We start from the raw sequence: 12,837 nt of genomic DNA on the forward strand, positions 1-12,837 counted from the left end.
GCTCTAAAGATCGAATTTTGCCATAACATGGACGTACTCCTTGCACCGGTCGCAACGAACGGGGGTAAGGAGTACATTTACCCTGCACCTATTATCACATGGGGATATTGGAACTTTAAGGTTGGGCAGGTGTATCAGTCTAAGAAATATAAGGAAACAATTTTCACACCAGCTGCAGCCAGCCCAGCACGGCGCCGGCCGCCAGTAGCCACAGCAAATGGATCTTCGTGCGCCAGATGATGAGGCCGGTCACGATGGATAGGCTCCACAAGGGCCAATCCGTGCGGATGTCATGGTTGGCGCCGCCCAGAATCATGCCCGTGGAAATCAGCAGGGCGACGACGATGGGTGCCATGCCTTGCTTGAACGCGCGCACGGGGCGCAGGTCGCGGTTGCGGTAGCCCCATTGGGCCGCCACGTAGGTGAGGGTCGTGCTGGGCAGCATGATGCCCACCATGGTGATGAACACGCCCAGGTAGGCGGCCGTGTAGCTGCCCGCGTTCATGCCCACGTTCCAGCCCATCAGGGCGACGAACAGCACGTTTGGCCCGGGCGCGGCCTGGGCGATGGCGATCGACTCGTTGAATTGCGCCTGGGTCAGCCAGCCATGCTGTTCGACGAGGAAGCGGTGCATTTCGGAGGTGGTCGAAATGGCGCCGCCGATCGACATCAGCGACAGCATCAGGTAGTGGCCGAACAGGTTCAGCCAGTCGCCCGCGCTCAATACCAGTTGCAAGGGCGGATTCATGGGGACAGCTTTCGATAGGTGAGCAGGCAGCCGATGCCGCCCAGGCCCAGCAGGATGTACAGCAGGGGCCAGCGCAAGATCGCCACCATCAGCACACCGAGCACGGTGATGGACAAGGTGAGCCACAGGGGCAGCGGATGCTTGGCCAGCGCGGTCGCCAGTTTCACGCCCGTGGCGGCGATCATGCCGGCCGAGACGGCCGCCATGCCGCGCAAGGCGCCCGCCATCTGCGGATTGTCGCCAAAGCGCGTGTACAGCACGCCCAGCACGAGCACGATGACGAGAGGCGCGGCCAGCATGCCGGCCAGCGCCGTCAGCGCGCCTTTCAAGCCGAAATAGCGCCCGCCCACCATCAGGGACAGGTTGACGACATTCGGCCCGGGCATGATTTGCGCCACGGCCCAGTCTTCGAGGAATTCCTCCTGCGTCAGCCAGCGCTTGCGCTCGACCATCTCGCGCTGGATCACGGCCAGCACGCCGCCAAAGCCCTGCAGGGCCAGCCAGGTGAACGAGAAGAACAGGTCGGCAAGCGAAGCTGGTTGCGGACGGGGCAGGTCGGGCGGAAGCGTGGAAGGTGCGGGCATGGCTGATTATCGCCGTGCCTGCTTCGCCTTGTCCATGCTTATGTCCATACATAGTTGCTGGCGTGGCTTATAACACCTAACAAAACCGTAGCGAGCGGAAGTAAGGCTCGGCGCCCCCGTTGGCTTGAGAAGCGCAACTGTACGAAGTACGGGGCCGCCGAGGCAGTGAGCATCGCAGACCGCAAATTACGACGCGCAGTAGGTTTTGATAGGTGTTCTCAGCCCCCGCCGATGCCGGCGATAACCACGCCCGTGCCGCCGCACATGGGGCAGGGCTGGCCATCGGCCTTGGCGCCCCGGCCCTGGCAATGCGTGCAGACGTTTTCACCGGTTCCGGGAGTGCCGGGAGGGGCGATGTCGCCGGGATTTTTGGCTGGTTCGGGTGTTGTATTCATGTCGTGTCTCCTCGTCCATGCAGCGCGAACGCCGCGTGATGGCAGCCAGTCCATACTAGGCTGGCGACAGGCGCTGCGTTTGATCTGCCTTAGACGTGCGGCCTTGTGTATCAGAAAAAAACTGCATGGGAATAACTGGCTGGCATTGACATCGCGCGTTTTTCGGCAATACTTTCGCTGTCACTCTTCCTCGCTGCCATCCCGGCGCCGTTCTCCGCCGCCATGTCCCGCCATGTCTACCTTCCGCAGGAGTCATTCATCATGCTGAGTTCCCAAGAAACCTTGCACATGCCCGTCAAACCCGTGGCGCTGCATGCCCGCGTCGACCAGAAGATGTGCGATATCGTCAACCTGGGCATCGCCGTGCAGGCAGCCTTCAGCACCTTGTGCGCGCTGGAATACCTGAAGTCATACAATATCGCCCCCGAGCTGATCGAGCGCGTGCTGCTGCATCCGGAGCAGCGCCGCCAGACCGTGCATTGAGTATCCGCATTGCAACTGTGTTGCCGGCAGCGTTAGCTCGGTGTTGTCGGATTGATCATTACGGCTCAGTTATGCACAAATGATGGGTTAACGAAATTGCTGAAATAATTTTCCTGTGATTATGTGTGAGTTTCCAAGTGCTTGATTTTAATGGATTTTATTTTTGCTGTTTGATTGAGCAGTTTATTGAAAGCCGCACGGGCTGTGGCTTTGAGGGCTGTCAATAGGGCCTTATCCACAAAGATATCCACAGTCCGTGTGGATATCTGAAAAAGCGCTTAACAATCCGCCACTTAGGAAATTGGGGCCGCCCGGCACATGCGATGGGCCGGCAGGATGGGCCAAAATGGGGCATGCCACAAGCCTGTATGCCTATCCAGTGCTCTGGTTTTATGGCTGAAAGTAGCGGCCGTGTTCAGGGCGTGCCGCCGGCCGGCGCCGCTGGCGTGTTGCCGCACTGGGCCAGGGCTGCGGCGAGCTCGGCGACTTGTTGCTCCGCTTCGCGCAAGGTGGCGTAGGTGCGCAGCGAGGCGATCACGGTGGTGAACAACTTGCGCGTGGTCAGGTCGGTCTTGCACCAGAAATCGTTGATGTCGTAGTCGATGATGATGCGGTGCTCGAGCGCCTGGCCGGGCTGGCCCGTGCGCAGGATGATGCGCACGGCGCTGTTGTGCAGATCTTCGCGGATCTGGCGCGCCACTTGCAGCCCGGCATCCTGGGTTTCCATGATCACATCGAGCAGCACCACGGCGATATCGGATGTGCTGCGCAGCAAGGCCAGCGCCTCGGCGCCCGAATACGCGTGCAAAAAGCTCAGCCTTCGTCCCTGGAAGCTGGCCTGGCTGAGGGCGAATTTGGTCACCACGTGCACGTCGACATCGTCATCGACGATCAGCACGCGCCATGGCGCCGCGGTGGCAGGCTCTGCCGCCGCGTCTGCCCGTTCCAGCGGTTCGTCGACCAGCCAGTCCGGTTCGTCCGCCCCCTTGGCGGCACTATCGCTATCCATGTTCATGCGTTTATCCACCGTTGATCGTGCTCGCTACTCCACACTATGCCAGTCTACGGGGTTTGTCAAAACAATGCTGTTCAAGCAAGACGGCCTGGCGCCAGGATTGCTTATGCACAGCAAAATATATTTTCATGGTGGTGAAGTAACTTTGCTCCAGCGCAAAATCGTGATTGCAAGTCATTGATTTCATTGGGGTAAAAAATTGCCTGTGAAATCAGCAAATTGTTGAAACCCGCATCAATACTGGTGTTGCGGCTTGTCAAGAGGGGCTTATCAACAACTTTATCCACAGTTGCTGTGGATATCTAAAAAAGCCGTGCAAAAACCGGGGCTTAGCGCCCGTTCGTGAGGCAGGGTCGTAGCATTCATGCGGCAAGTCCAAGCCCGCTCAGTTGGGCGAAAGCATGCAGGAAGCGCTGCTTCGCTTCGGCCGGACCCATGGCTTCGATTATACCGGGCAAGGGGGCGATGCCGTCAAGGTAAGCCCAGCGCTCGGCGGAGTGCGGCATCAGGTCGCGCTTTTCCGTGGCCAGCGCGATCAGGTCGGCCCGCTTGATGGGCGCGTAATCGGAGAAATCCAGCCCATACGTGGCGGCGATGATGGCGCTGACCTTGTCTTCCAGCACGGCAAACTCCGGCAGCAATACTTTCAAGGGCTTCACCATGTCGCCCAGATAGGCTTCGGCCGCGTCGTGCAGCAGGGCGGCCAGGCGCAGGGGTGGCGGCACCAGTTCGGCGACGATCAGGCTGTGCTGGGCGACCGAGTAAAACACCTGCGTCTGTCCATTGAAGCGGCACTGGTAGGCGAGGCCGTGGGCGATGTCCTCGATGGCGACCTTGTCGATATGCGGGCGCAAGGGATAAAAACGGTTGCCTGAATAAGTGGAAACGTAGTCGGTGGTAATCATTGCCATGGCATGGTGCTCGGAACGCTCAAGAGGCTTTATCGTACACCCGATGGCATGGGCTTGCCCCGGCTGCCGTGCGCAAGTCCAAGCTATGCATCTTGGCAAATCCTTTAATTTATTTCATATCATGCAATGCTCTTTCTGAAATACACTGTAGCAATCTTGTTTTTCTGAAACTTCACAGGGGCAGGGCAATGACGGCGCAACCTTCGGCAAGACCTTCGTATATCTATCAGGGCGGTTCGGTGATGATGCACTCGCCGCTGCAATTGAAACAGTCGGAAATGTACGGCTATTTCGTCAAGGGCGACCTGGCCAAATTGCAGGCCACCGTGAATACCACCTTGAACCAGGTGGCGGGCAGCACGATGACCCTGAAAGCCCTGTCGCCGTATGTGATGCTGACGTTTACGCGCGTCAACCATGCAGACTCCGCCAACCCCGTCGACCAGGCCAAGGGCTGGATCACGGAAGTCGATATCGTCACCTGGATCATGGTCGGCCAGATGGATGAGCAGGGCAAGCTTGCGCATATCTATTGGTACCCGTGCCATATTTTCGTCGATGATGCGATGGCCCTGATCAACGGGCGCGAGCTGTTCGGCTATCCGAAATACCTGTGCGAATATGAAATTCCTGCCGCCGGCAGCGAGCCGCTGCGCTGTTCCGTCGCGGCCAAGGGCTTCCAGCATTTTTCGCCGGAAACGAAACTGGCGCTGCACCCGCTGCTGGAAGTCAACGCCACCGTGCAGACGGGGCCGCACAAACCCGTCAACAGTTTCCTGGAGCTCATCGAGCAGGCGTTCCAGATTTTCCTCTCCATCCCCGATTTCTTCGACATGGACCAGGCCGGCTGGGCCGATATTCTGTCCTTGCTGCGCAATCCGCGCATCGACCAGATTTTCCTCAAGCAATTCCCCGACAGCGCGGGCGTGAAAGCCGTGTACCAGGCCCTGGTGGCCGCGCCGGCCGAGATCAACCGCCTGCACAGCGCGCGCCTGCTCGGTTATGAATACGAATGCACCTTGCATGCGTTTGACAGCTTCCCGCTGGACCAGACCCTGGGCTTGCAGCTGGGACCGCAAACGGCGATTTTACCGTTCAATGTGAACTTCGATTTCACGGCCATGCCGGGCGAGGAGCTGGTCGACAATTCCCGCATCGCGCCGGAAAAGATCGCCATCCTCGGCGGCGGCGTGGCGGCCATGACCACCGCGTATTACTTGACGAACCAGCCGGGCTGGCAAAACCGGCACACCATCACCGTCTACCAGCTGGGCTGGCGCCTTGGCGGCAAGGGCGCCAGCGGGCGCAATGCGCAAGCGGGCCAGCGCATCGAGGAACACGGCTTGCACATCTGGTTCGGCTTCTACGCGAACGCCTTCAAGATGATCAAGGAAGCGTATGCGAGCCTGGAGCGTCCGCCCGGCGCGCCGCTGGCCACCTGGCGCGACGCCTTCAAGCAGCACGATTACGTGGCCCTGTCGGAAGACGTCAAGGGGCAGTGGCGCAACTGGTCCATCGTCTTTCCCACCTTGCCGGGCGAGCCGGGCGAGGGTGGCGAAGACATCACGCTGTGGCAGATGGCCATCGCCATGGTGGGCTGGATCGAGCAGTGGATACGCCAGATCCGGCAAGTGGCGGACGCCGACGCGCGCATCGTGCGCGCCAGTGCGTCGCAAGGCGAAGGCGTGTGGCCGGGCTGGCTGCGCCGCCTGGCCGATGAAGTGGTGGGGCAGGCCGATGAACTGGGGCTCGACGTGGGCTTGTCCGTCGGCGCGCTGGTGGCGCTGGTGGCCGATCTGGCGCCCGATTCCACGCGCCACGACCAGGCCCGCCACCAGCTGCTGGCCAGCACCCTGAACGGCATCCGCGCGTGGCTGCGCCTGCGCTACCGCGCCCTGATCGATGGCGACGACGAATTGCGCCGCCTGTTCACCTGCCTGGACCTGGGCATCACGGTCATGAAAGGCATGTTCGAGGATGGCGTGTTCAAGAACGGTTTTGACGTCATCAACGACATCGATTTCCGCGCCTGGCTGCGCAAGCATGGCGGCGACGAGCAGTTCAGCATCAATTCGGCGCCCGTGCGCGGCTTTTACGACCTGGTGTTTGCCTACGAGGGCGGCGATTTTTCCAAGCCGAACATCGAGGCGGGGACGCTCTTGCGCTCGATGGCGCGCATCGGCCTGGCCTACAAGGGCGGCATCATGTTCAAGATGCAGGCCGGCATGGGCGACACCATCTTTACGCCGATGTACGAGGTGCTGAAGAAAAGGGGCGTGGAATTCAAATTCTTCCAGCGCGTGGAAGAACTGGTACCGGGCGCGGGCGACATCGACAGCATCCGCATCACGCAGCAGGTGCAACTGAAGGATCCCGCCGCAGGCTACGCGCCGCTGGTGGACATCAAGGGTCTCGCCTGCTGGCCCAGCGCGCCCGATTACGCGCAGATCGAACCGTCCCAGGCGGCGCTGCTGCAGGCGCAGGAAGTCAATCTGGAATCGTACTGGAGCGCCTGGCCGCAGCAGTACCAGCAAGCGTTCGGCCGCGCGCTGCCCGCCACGGTATTGAAGAAGGGCGTCGACTTCGACAAGGTGGTGTTCGGCATTTCCATCGGCTCGCTGCCGGCCCTGTGCCCGCAGCTGCTGGCGCAAAGCCCGGCCCTGCAGCTGGCGGCCGACAAGGTGAAAACCGTCGCCACGCAGGCTTACCAGGTGTGGCTCAACAAGAACCTGGCGCAGATGGGCTGGACCACGCAGCCGAAAGGCCAGCAGCCGGTGCTGTCGGCCTTTACGGAGCCGTACGATACGTGGGCGCCGATGGACCAGCTCCTGGCGCACGAAGACTGGCCAGCGGGGCTGGAGCCGAAAAACGTCTCGTATTTTTGCAGTGCCTTCCCCGTCGACAGCTACCCGCCCGTCACCGATACGGATTTTCCCGCCCGCTGCGCGGCCAGGGCGAAGCAGGGCGCGCTGCACCAGCTCGAGCGCGAGATCGGCGCGCTGTGGTCCGAGGCGGGTGCGCCGGGCGCGTTTCCGTGGCAATGGCTGGTCGATGCAAAAGAGAGCGCGGGACCGGCGCGCTTCGACAGCCAGTACTGGCGCGCCAACGTCGACCCGTCCGAGCGCTACGTGATGTCGGTGGTGGGCAGCACGCAGTACCGGCTGGCCACCGACCAGTCAGGGTTCAGCAACCTGTTCCTCACGGGCGACTGGATCAAGACGGGCCTCAACGCTGGCTGCGTCGAGGCGGCCGTGATGGCCGGCATGCAGACCTCGCGCGCCATGACGGGCTATCCGGCCGTGATTCAGGGCGAGAAGGATTTCTAGGCATGCGGCGCCTGATGCTGTCGTGCCTGGTCCTGCTCCACCTGCACGCGGGCGCCGCGCCGCCCGGTGCCATTGTGCTGTGGCCCGGCGCGCCGCCCGGTGGCGCGGCGCCCGGTCCGCAGCGCGACAGCGCCAAGGGCTCCATCACGCAGGTCGAGCAACCGTATCTGATCGCGCACCGCCCGGCGCAGCCGAACGGTATCGCCATCCTGCTGGTCAGCGGCGGCGGTTATGCGCATATCGAGGCGGGCAAGGAGAGCGGCCCCACCGCCAACTGGCTGCAGGCGCAGGGTGTCACGGCGTTTGAACTCGTGTACCGCTTGCCGCAGGAAGGCGGCGGAGTGGCCGCGCCATTCCAGGATGGCCAGCGCGCCATGCGCGTGATCCGTGCGCGCGCGGCCGAATGGGGCATCGACCCGGCGCGCATCGGCATGCTGGGGTTTTCCGCTGGCGCGCACCTGGGCGGCATGACGGCCGTCCAACCGGATGCCGCCCGCTATGCGCCTGTCGATGCGGTGGATGGCGTCTCCGCGCGGCCCGATTTTGCCGTGCTGCTGTACCCGGTGCTGACCATGCAGCGGCCATTCGACACGACGCATGCGAAGAAACAGCTGCTGGGCGCCCATCCCGCGCGGGCGGCGCGCGACGCGCTATCGGTGGAATTGCACGTCGATGCGCGCACGCCGCCCACCTTCATCGCGCAGGCGCTCGACGACCGCGTGTCGCCGCCCGAAAACAGTATATTGATGGCCGCCGCCCTGCGCCGCGCGGGCGTGTCCGTCGAACTGCATCAGTTCCAGAGCGGAGGGCATGGTTGGGGATTGGGCAAGCCGGACAGCGAGCCGGCCGCGTGGCCGCAGCTGTTGCTGGCGTGGCTGCGGGCGCATGGCTGGATGCCTCAAGCGCCCGGCTGATTTTCCAGGTCCCGCCGCGCCACGTCCAGCGCCGTCCGCAACTGCGGCAGGAACTGTTCCACGTTATCGAGCTGGCCGTTCGAGGCCAGGGTTTCCATCTGGTGGCACAGGCCGTGCAGGGTGGGGCGGCTCAGGTAGCCGGCGCTGCCTTTCAAGGCGTGGAAGGCGGCAGCGGCCGCGCTGGCGTTACCATCGCGCACGGCGTGGCAAGCGAGGTCCAGGCGCCGAGGCGCTTCCGTCAGGAACGCTTGCGCGATGCGCTGCAAGTGCTGTTGCGACAGTCCTGCCAGCGGCAGGATGTGCACGGGTGCCGTCATGGGATCGGCCGGCGCGGGTGACTGGTCCTCGGCGCCGTCCAGGCCGAACTGGCGCGCCAGGGTATCGTCTTCGTTGGGCGCGGCAGGCGGCAGCGCGTGGCCGCGCGCCAGCAGCAGGTCGATGATGGCGTCGATTTTTTCGAACAGCAGCGCTTCGTCGACGGGTTTGCTGAGGAAGTCGTCCATGCCGGACGCCAGGTAGCGCTGCCGGTCATGTTCGCTGGCGTTGGCCGTCAGCGCCAGGATGGGAATCTGCGCGTCGGCAATGGGGAATTGCGCGTTGCCGCCTGCGCGGATCAGGCGCGCGGCCTGTTCGCCATCCATCTCCGGCATGCGGCCATCCATCAGCACGCAATCGTAGGCGCCGGATCCCAGCGCGCGCAGCGCCTGCTCGCCGTTTTCCACGATGGTCACCTCATGCCCCATGCTTTCGAGCAGGGTGCCGATGATGATCTGGTTGGTGCGCACGTCTTCGGCGCACAGGATGCGCAGGCGGCAGGCGTGGCGCGCGTGGCGTGCCGGCCGGCGCGCGTCGGCCGCCGGCGCGCTGCCGTCTTCTAGCGGCAAGGTGAAATGGAAGCGCGAACCGATGCCGACCCGGCTTTCCACGCCGATCGTGCCTTTCATCAGTTCGACCAGTTCCTTGCAGATGGCCAGGCCCAGGCCCGTGCCGCCGTAGCGGCGCGTGGTGGAATGGTCGGCCTGCTCGAATTTCTGGAACAAACGCGGCAAGGTGTCCGCGTCGATGCCGGGACCCGTATCGCTGATGATGAATTCAATGGCGTTGCGGCCGTCCTGGCGCGGCGGCGTGCGGGCGCGCCGCACTTCCAGCAGCACTTCGCCATTGGCCGTGAATTTCAGCGCGTTCCCCAGCAGGTTGATGAGGATTTGCCGCAGCCGCGTGGGGTCGGCGCGCACGTAGCGCGGCAGGTCCAGCGCCAGTTCGCGGCGCAGTAGCAGGCTTTTGGCGTCGGCCTGGCCCTGCACGATGCCGGCTGCGTCGCCGATCAGCGCCAGCAAGTCGAAGTCCACGGTTTCCAGGGTCAGCTTGCCCGCGTCGATCTTCGAGAAATCGAGGATGTCGTTGAGGATGGTCAATAGCGACACGCCATTGTGCAAGCCGATGCGCAGGTATTCCTGCGTGCGGCCACGCACGGACTGGTCGCGCAGCGCGAATTTCAGCATGCCGATCACGCCGGCCAGCGGCGTGCGGATGTCGTGGCTCATGGCCGACAGAAAATCGATGCGGTGGCGGCTGACCACTTCCGCGTGCTCCTTGGCCTTCAGCAGGGCGTCGTTGCTGAGGGTGAGCGCCAGGGTGCGTTCCTGCACGCGCTGTTCCAGGTTATTGCGCAGCAATCGGATCTGGTCGGCCAGGGCAAAGGCCAGCAGCAAACCGTCGAGCGTGCCGCCGAGCAGGGTCACCAGCTGGGCGTTGGCCACCATGGCCGGCATCAGGCCCAGGTTGGCCGGCAGGATCAGAAAGCCGGGCAGCATCAGGGCGACGAAGGCCAGCACGAAGAAGCGCGCCGGCTGGTAGCCGCGGCGCCAGACGACGATGCCGCAGATGAGCGCCAGCAGCATCCAGATGCTGATGGCGATGGTGGCCAAGGTATGCGCATACGACAGGGCGAAGAAGCAGCTCGGCAGCAGCAGCAAGGGCAGCACCAGGTTGATCTTGCTGATGCTGTGCAGCCGGGGCGAGTAGTCGCGCAGGCGCAGGAAATGCATGTAGAACAGGGTGCTGAAGACGGGCAGCAGGAAAAACGGCACGTAATGGAGCTGCAACTGATGCCAGTCGAACAGGTCGGCAAACACGTGGAAAGTCATGGCCCAGGCCAGGCCGTACGTCAGCACGTACAGCGTGTAATAGGCCGAGGCTTTTTCCAGGGTGATGGAAAAAATGAAGAAATTGAACAGGCCCAGCGCCAGCAGGGCGCCGATGGACGCCACCATCAGGAAGTTTTCCTTGCCCACCAGCTTGCGGTAATCGCGCTGCGTCTTCACGCCGAACATGGGCGCGCGCGCGTAATACGGGCTGGAAAAGCGGATCAGGATGTCATACGTGGCACCCGGCGCCAGCTGCACGTTCCCGCCGTAGTGCAATAAATACTCGTGCGGCCGCTGGTAGCCCGTCAGGAAGGTCTGCGGCGCCGTGTGCTGCCCGGGGCCATACACGTGCACGTCCACCAGGTCGATCAGCGTGTCGTTCGGGTCGATGACCCAGGCGGTTTCAGCGCTGTCGTTGCGCACCTGCGCATGCAGCCAGTAGGCGCCGCCGAACAGGTCGACCTGGCCGGCCGGACGCTGGCGCGCCAGCCAGGCGGGCAGGGCGGCGGCATCGGCAGGCGCGGCTTCGTTGTCGGCGAGAAATAGTTGCCCACCTATGCCCAAATGGTGGATGCCTTGCTTGCCCAGGGGAATGGGAGTTGCCTGCGCCGCGCCCGCCATGCCCAGCAGGCTGAACAGCAGGCTGAGCAGGAGCGGCCAGCCGCATAGCCAGGCGCAGACGCGGTAGCTGGAAGCGCGGTGGCAGGGAGGGGGCGGGTGGGCTGGCATCGATGGGCTTGGTGATGGTCGCGCGGAAATGGCGGCAACGCCGTTTGCATTGGAGTGCCCATTTTAATCGACTCTCGGTGACACACGGGCAATTTCATGTCCTGTCCGCCTGACGCCAGCTCCGGTATCATGGCGCCTTTGCCCGCGAGATATTCATGCTCAGTCCCGACCAGTTCCTGGCCTTCCTGGCCGCCGCCGTGTTGATCACCGCCAGCCCCGGCCCCGACAACCTGATGGTGCTGGGCGTGGGCATGTCGCGCGGACGCCGCCAGGGCATGGCGTTCGGCCTCGGTTGCGCCCTTGGCTGCCTCACGCACACGGTGCTGGCGACCATCGGCGTGTCGGCCCTGCTGGCCGCCTCGCCCATGGCATTTACGGCGCTCAAAGTGGCCGGCGGGCTGTATCTCGTGTGGCTGGGCATCGGCGCCTTGCGCAGCCGTGGCGGCGCCAGAGTCGATGGCGCGGCGGCCTTGCCCGACGAATCCTTACTGCGCCTGTTCGGCAAGGGACTGTTTGCCAACAGTATCAATCCGAAAGTCGTGCTGTTTTTCCTGTCGTTCCTGCCGCAGTTCATCGTCGCTGGCCAAGGCAACGCCAGCTGGCAGACGGCGCAGCTGGGCCTGGTCTTCACGGCGCAGGCGTGCGTGCTGTTCGGCCTGCTCGGCTATTTTTCCGGCGCCGTCGGCCTGTGGCTGAACCGCCGCCCGCGCGCCGGCCTGTGGCTGGACCGGGTGGCCGGCACCATCTTTATCGGCCTGGGCTTGCGATTGATCCTGGCGCGCTGACGTCTTGCCGGGCGGTAATCCGGAACGCCAGTTCCATCTGATCCTGCACGGCCATGGCGCCGCCCAGGACGGCGAACGGCACGATGCCGAAGTCGCTCTGTTTCAATAGCAGGCTGCCGCTGGCCTGCAGGCGGCGTCCATCGGCCGCTTGCTCGATGCGCACCGGCAGCTGCACCGTGCGCGTCACGCCATGCAGGGTGATGTCGGCATCAAACACTTCCTTGTTCCCCGTGCGGCGCGCGTCGATGCTGACCCACGGATAGCGTTCCGCCTCGAGCACGCGCACCAGCATATTGTGGCGCGTGCCGGCGATGGCGTCGGCCGACGGCGTCGTCGTCAAACCGGCCGCCTGGCGCAGGCTTTCTTCATCCACGCTCATCTCGTCGAGCCGGAAGCGGAACTGCGCGCGCCCCAGCGCGGGCGCAACGACGCCCTGCAGGCTGCGGCTGGCCACTACGTGGTCATGCCCGAGCCGCGCCAGTGCACCGCCGCGCCGCACGGTGATGGTCAGCAGGGATTCGTCGGGCGCAATGTGCAGCAGCTGCACGCCTTGCCGCTGCCACGCGGGCGCGGGCATGGCGGCAGGGGTAGCCGGCGCGGAGGCAGGGGCAGTCGCGGGCGGCAAGGGCGTGCAGGACGCCAGCGCGGCGCAGGCAAGCAGGAAAACGGTGCGAAGATTCTGGCTGAACATGGGGCAGAAGGGGCAAGGGCGATGGGGGCATAGTACGCGATCCGCGCGGCGGCGCGCGTGCAATGTTAGAGCTAGGTCATATGGCGGTCATATGACGCTGTTATGATGC

Annotated in this window: 11 protein-coding genes; 4 read left to right on the top strand and 7 right to left on the bottom strand. The window is 63.7% G+C overall.

Annotated features, from left to right (window positions below):
- Nucleotides 1-163: 163 nt before the first annotated feature.
- The 3 genes from SKZ59_RS06225 to SKZ59_RS06235 all read right to left on the bottom strand — a co-directional run bounded on the left by SKZ59_RS06225 (nt 164) and on the right by SKZ59_RS06235 (nt 1,727).
- Complete coding sequence (locus tag SKZ59_RS06225) at nt 164-748, bottom strand: chromate transporter (protein WP_070305102.1); 585 nt, start codon at nt 746-748, stop codon at nt 164-166.
- A complete protein-coding gene (locus SKZ59_RS06230; RefSeq protein WP_139089792.1) occupies nt 745-1,332 on the bottom strand; it encodes a chromate transporter in 588 nt (195 codons plus the stop codon). The genes SKZ59_RS06225 and SKZ59_RS06230 overlap by 4 nt, the downstream gene beginning before the upstream one ends.
- Before the next feature lie 218 nt (nt 1,333-1,550).
- Nucleotides 1,551-1,727 carry a hypothetical protein gene (locus SKZ59_RS06235; RefSeq protein WP_200873059.1) on the bottom strand — a complete coding sequence of 59 codons (177 nt, stop codon included), beginning with the start codon at nt 1,725-1,727 and terminating at the stop codon, nt 1,551-1,553.
- Nucleotides 1,728-1,988: 261 nt separating this feature from the next.
- Here SKZ59_RS06235 and SKZ59_RS06240 point away from each other — a divergent pair, with 261 nt between their 5' ends.
- A complete protein-coding gene (locus SKZ59_RS06240) occupies nt 1,989-2,210 on the top strand; it encodes a hypothetical protein (RefSeq protein WP_051991806.1) in 222 nt (73 codons plus the stop codon).
- A gap of 415 nt (nt 2,211-2,625) precedes the next feature.
- On the opposite strand, the gene SKZ59_RS06245 is transcribed toward SKZ59_RS06240, so the two are convergent.
- Together SKZ59_RS06245 and SKZ59_RS06250 are read right to left on the bottom strand one after the other, a co-directional pair.
- Nucleotides 2,626-3,225, bottom strand: coding sequence for a two-component system response regulator (locus tag SKZ59_RS06245; protein WP_235194314.1), 600 nt, complete (start codon nt 3,223-3,225; stop codon nt 2,626-2,628).
- A 362-nt stretch (nt 3,226-3,587) separates the two neighbouring features.
- The gene (locus SKZ59_RS06250) at nt 3,588-4,136 is read right to left on the bottom strand and encodes a phosphohydrolase (RefSeq protein WP_051991807.1); all 549 of its coding nucleotides are present in this window, start codon (nt 4,134-4,136) and stop codon (nt 3,588-3,590) included.
- Nucleotides 4,137-4,324: 188 nt separating this feature from the next.
- Here SKZ59_RS06250 and SKZ59_RS06255 point away from each other — a divergent pair, with 188 nt between their 5' ends.
- Complete coding sequence (locus SKZ59_RS06255) at nt 4,325-7,462, top strand: NAD(P)-binding protein (protein WP_319991112.1); 3,138 nt, start codon at nt 4,325-4,327, stop codon at nt 7,460-7,462.
- A 2-nt stretch (nt 7,463-7,464) separates the two neighbouring features.
- The gene (locus SKZ59_RS06260) at nt 7,465-8,376 is read left to right on the top strand and encodes an alpha/beta hydrolase (protein WP_319991113.1); all 912 of its coding nucleotides are present in this window, start codon (nt 7,465-7,467) and stop codon (nt 8,374-8,376) included.
- Here the strand turns inward: SKZ59_RS06260 and SKZ59_RS06265 are convergent.
- Nucleotides 8,361-11,252 carry a hybrid sensor histidine kinase/response regulator gene (locus tag SKZ59_RS06265; protein WP_319991114.1) on the bottom strand — a complete coding sequence of 964 codons (2,892 nt, stop codon included), beginning with the start codon at nt 11,250-11,252 and terminating at the stop codon, nt 8,361-8,363. The genes SKZ59_RS06260 and SKZ59_RS06265 overlap by 16 nt on opposite strands.
- 155 nt (nt 11,253-11,407) lie before the next feature.
- On the opposite strand from SKZ59_RS06265, the gene SKZ59_RS06270 reads away from it, so the two are divergent.
- Nucleotides 11,408-12,037 (top strand): LysE family translocator, encoded by a 630-nt coding sequence (locus SKZ59_RS06270; RefSeq protein ID WP_070302025.1) that lies wholly within the window; start codon nt 11,408-11,410, stop codon nt 12,035-12,037.
- On the opposite strand, the gene SKZ59_RS06275 is transcribed toward SKZ59_RS06270, so the two are convergent.
- On the bottom strand, nt 12,000-12,728 hold the full coding sequence (locus SKZ59_RS06275; protein WP_319991115.1) for a YceI family protein: 729 nt from the start codon (nt 12,726-12,728) through the stop codon (nt 12,000-12,002). The two genes, SKZ59_RS06270 and SKZ59_RS06275, sit on opposite strands and share 38 nt — an antisense overlap.
- Nucleotides 12,729-12,837 lie beyond the last annotated feature (109 nt).

This window comes from Janthinobacterium sp. GMG2 (assembly GCF_033949445.1).
Lineage (GTDB): Bacteria > Pseudomonadota > Gammaproteobacteria > Burkholderiales > Burkholderiaceae_D > Janthinobacterium > Janthinobacterium aestuarii.

Coding starts and splice junctions, on each gene's coding strand:
- SKZ59_RS06225 (WP_070305102.1), bottom strand. CDS start 748: ATGAATCCGCCCTTGCAACTGGTATTGAGCGCGGGCGACTGGCTGAAC.
- SKZ59_RS06250 (WP_051991807.1), bottom strand. CDS start 4,136: ATGGCAATGATTACCACCGACTACGTTTCCACTTATTCAGGCAACCGT.
- SKZ59_RS06265 (WP_319991114.1), bottom strand. CDS start 11,252: ATGCCAGCCCACCCGCCCCCTCCCTGCCACCGCGCTTCCAGCTACCGC.
- SKZ59_RS06275 (WP_319991115.1), bottom strand. CDS start 12,728: ATGTTCAGCCAGAATCTTCGCACCGTTTTCCTGCTTGCCTGCGCCGCG.
- SKZ59_RS06230 (WP_139089792.1), bottom strand. CDS start 1,332: ATGCCCGCACCTTCCACGCTTCCGCCCGACCTGCCCCGTCCGCAACCA.
- SKZ59_RS06255 (WP_319991112.1), top strand. CDS start 4,325: ATGACGGCGCAACCTTCGGCAAGACCTTCGTATATCTATCAGGGCGGT.
- SKZ59_RS06260 (WP_319991113.1), top strand. CDS start 7,465: ATGCGGCGCCTGATGCTGTCGTGCCTGGTCCTGCTCCACCTGCACGCG.
- SKZ59_RS06270 (WP_070302025.1), top strand. CDS start 11,408: ATGCTCAGTCCCGACCAGTTCCTGGCCTTCCTGGCCGCCGCCGTGTTG.
- SKZ59_RS06240 (WP_051991806.1), top strand. CDS start 1,989: ATGCTGAGTTCCCAAGAAACCTTGCACATGCCCGTCAAACCCGTGGCG.
- SKZ59_RS06245 (WP_235194314.1), bottom strand. CDS start 3,225: ATGAACATGGATAGCGATAGTGCCGCCAAGGGGGCGGACGAACCGGAC.
- SKZ59_RS06235 (WP_200873059.1), bottom strand. CDS start 1,727: ATGAATACAACACCCGAACCAGCCAAAAATCCCGGCGACATCGCCCCT.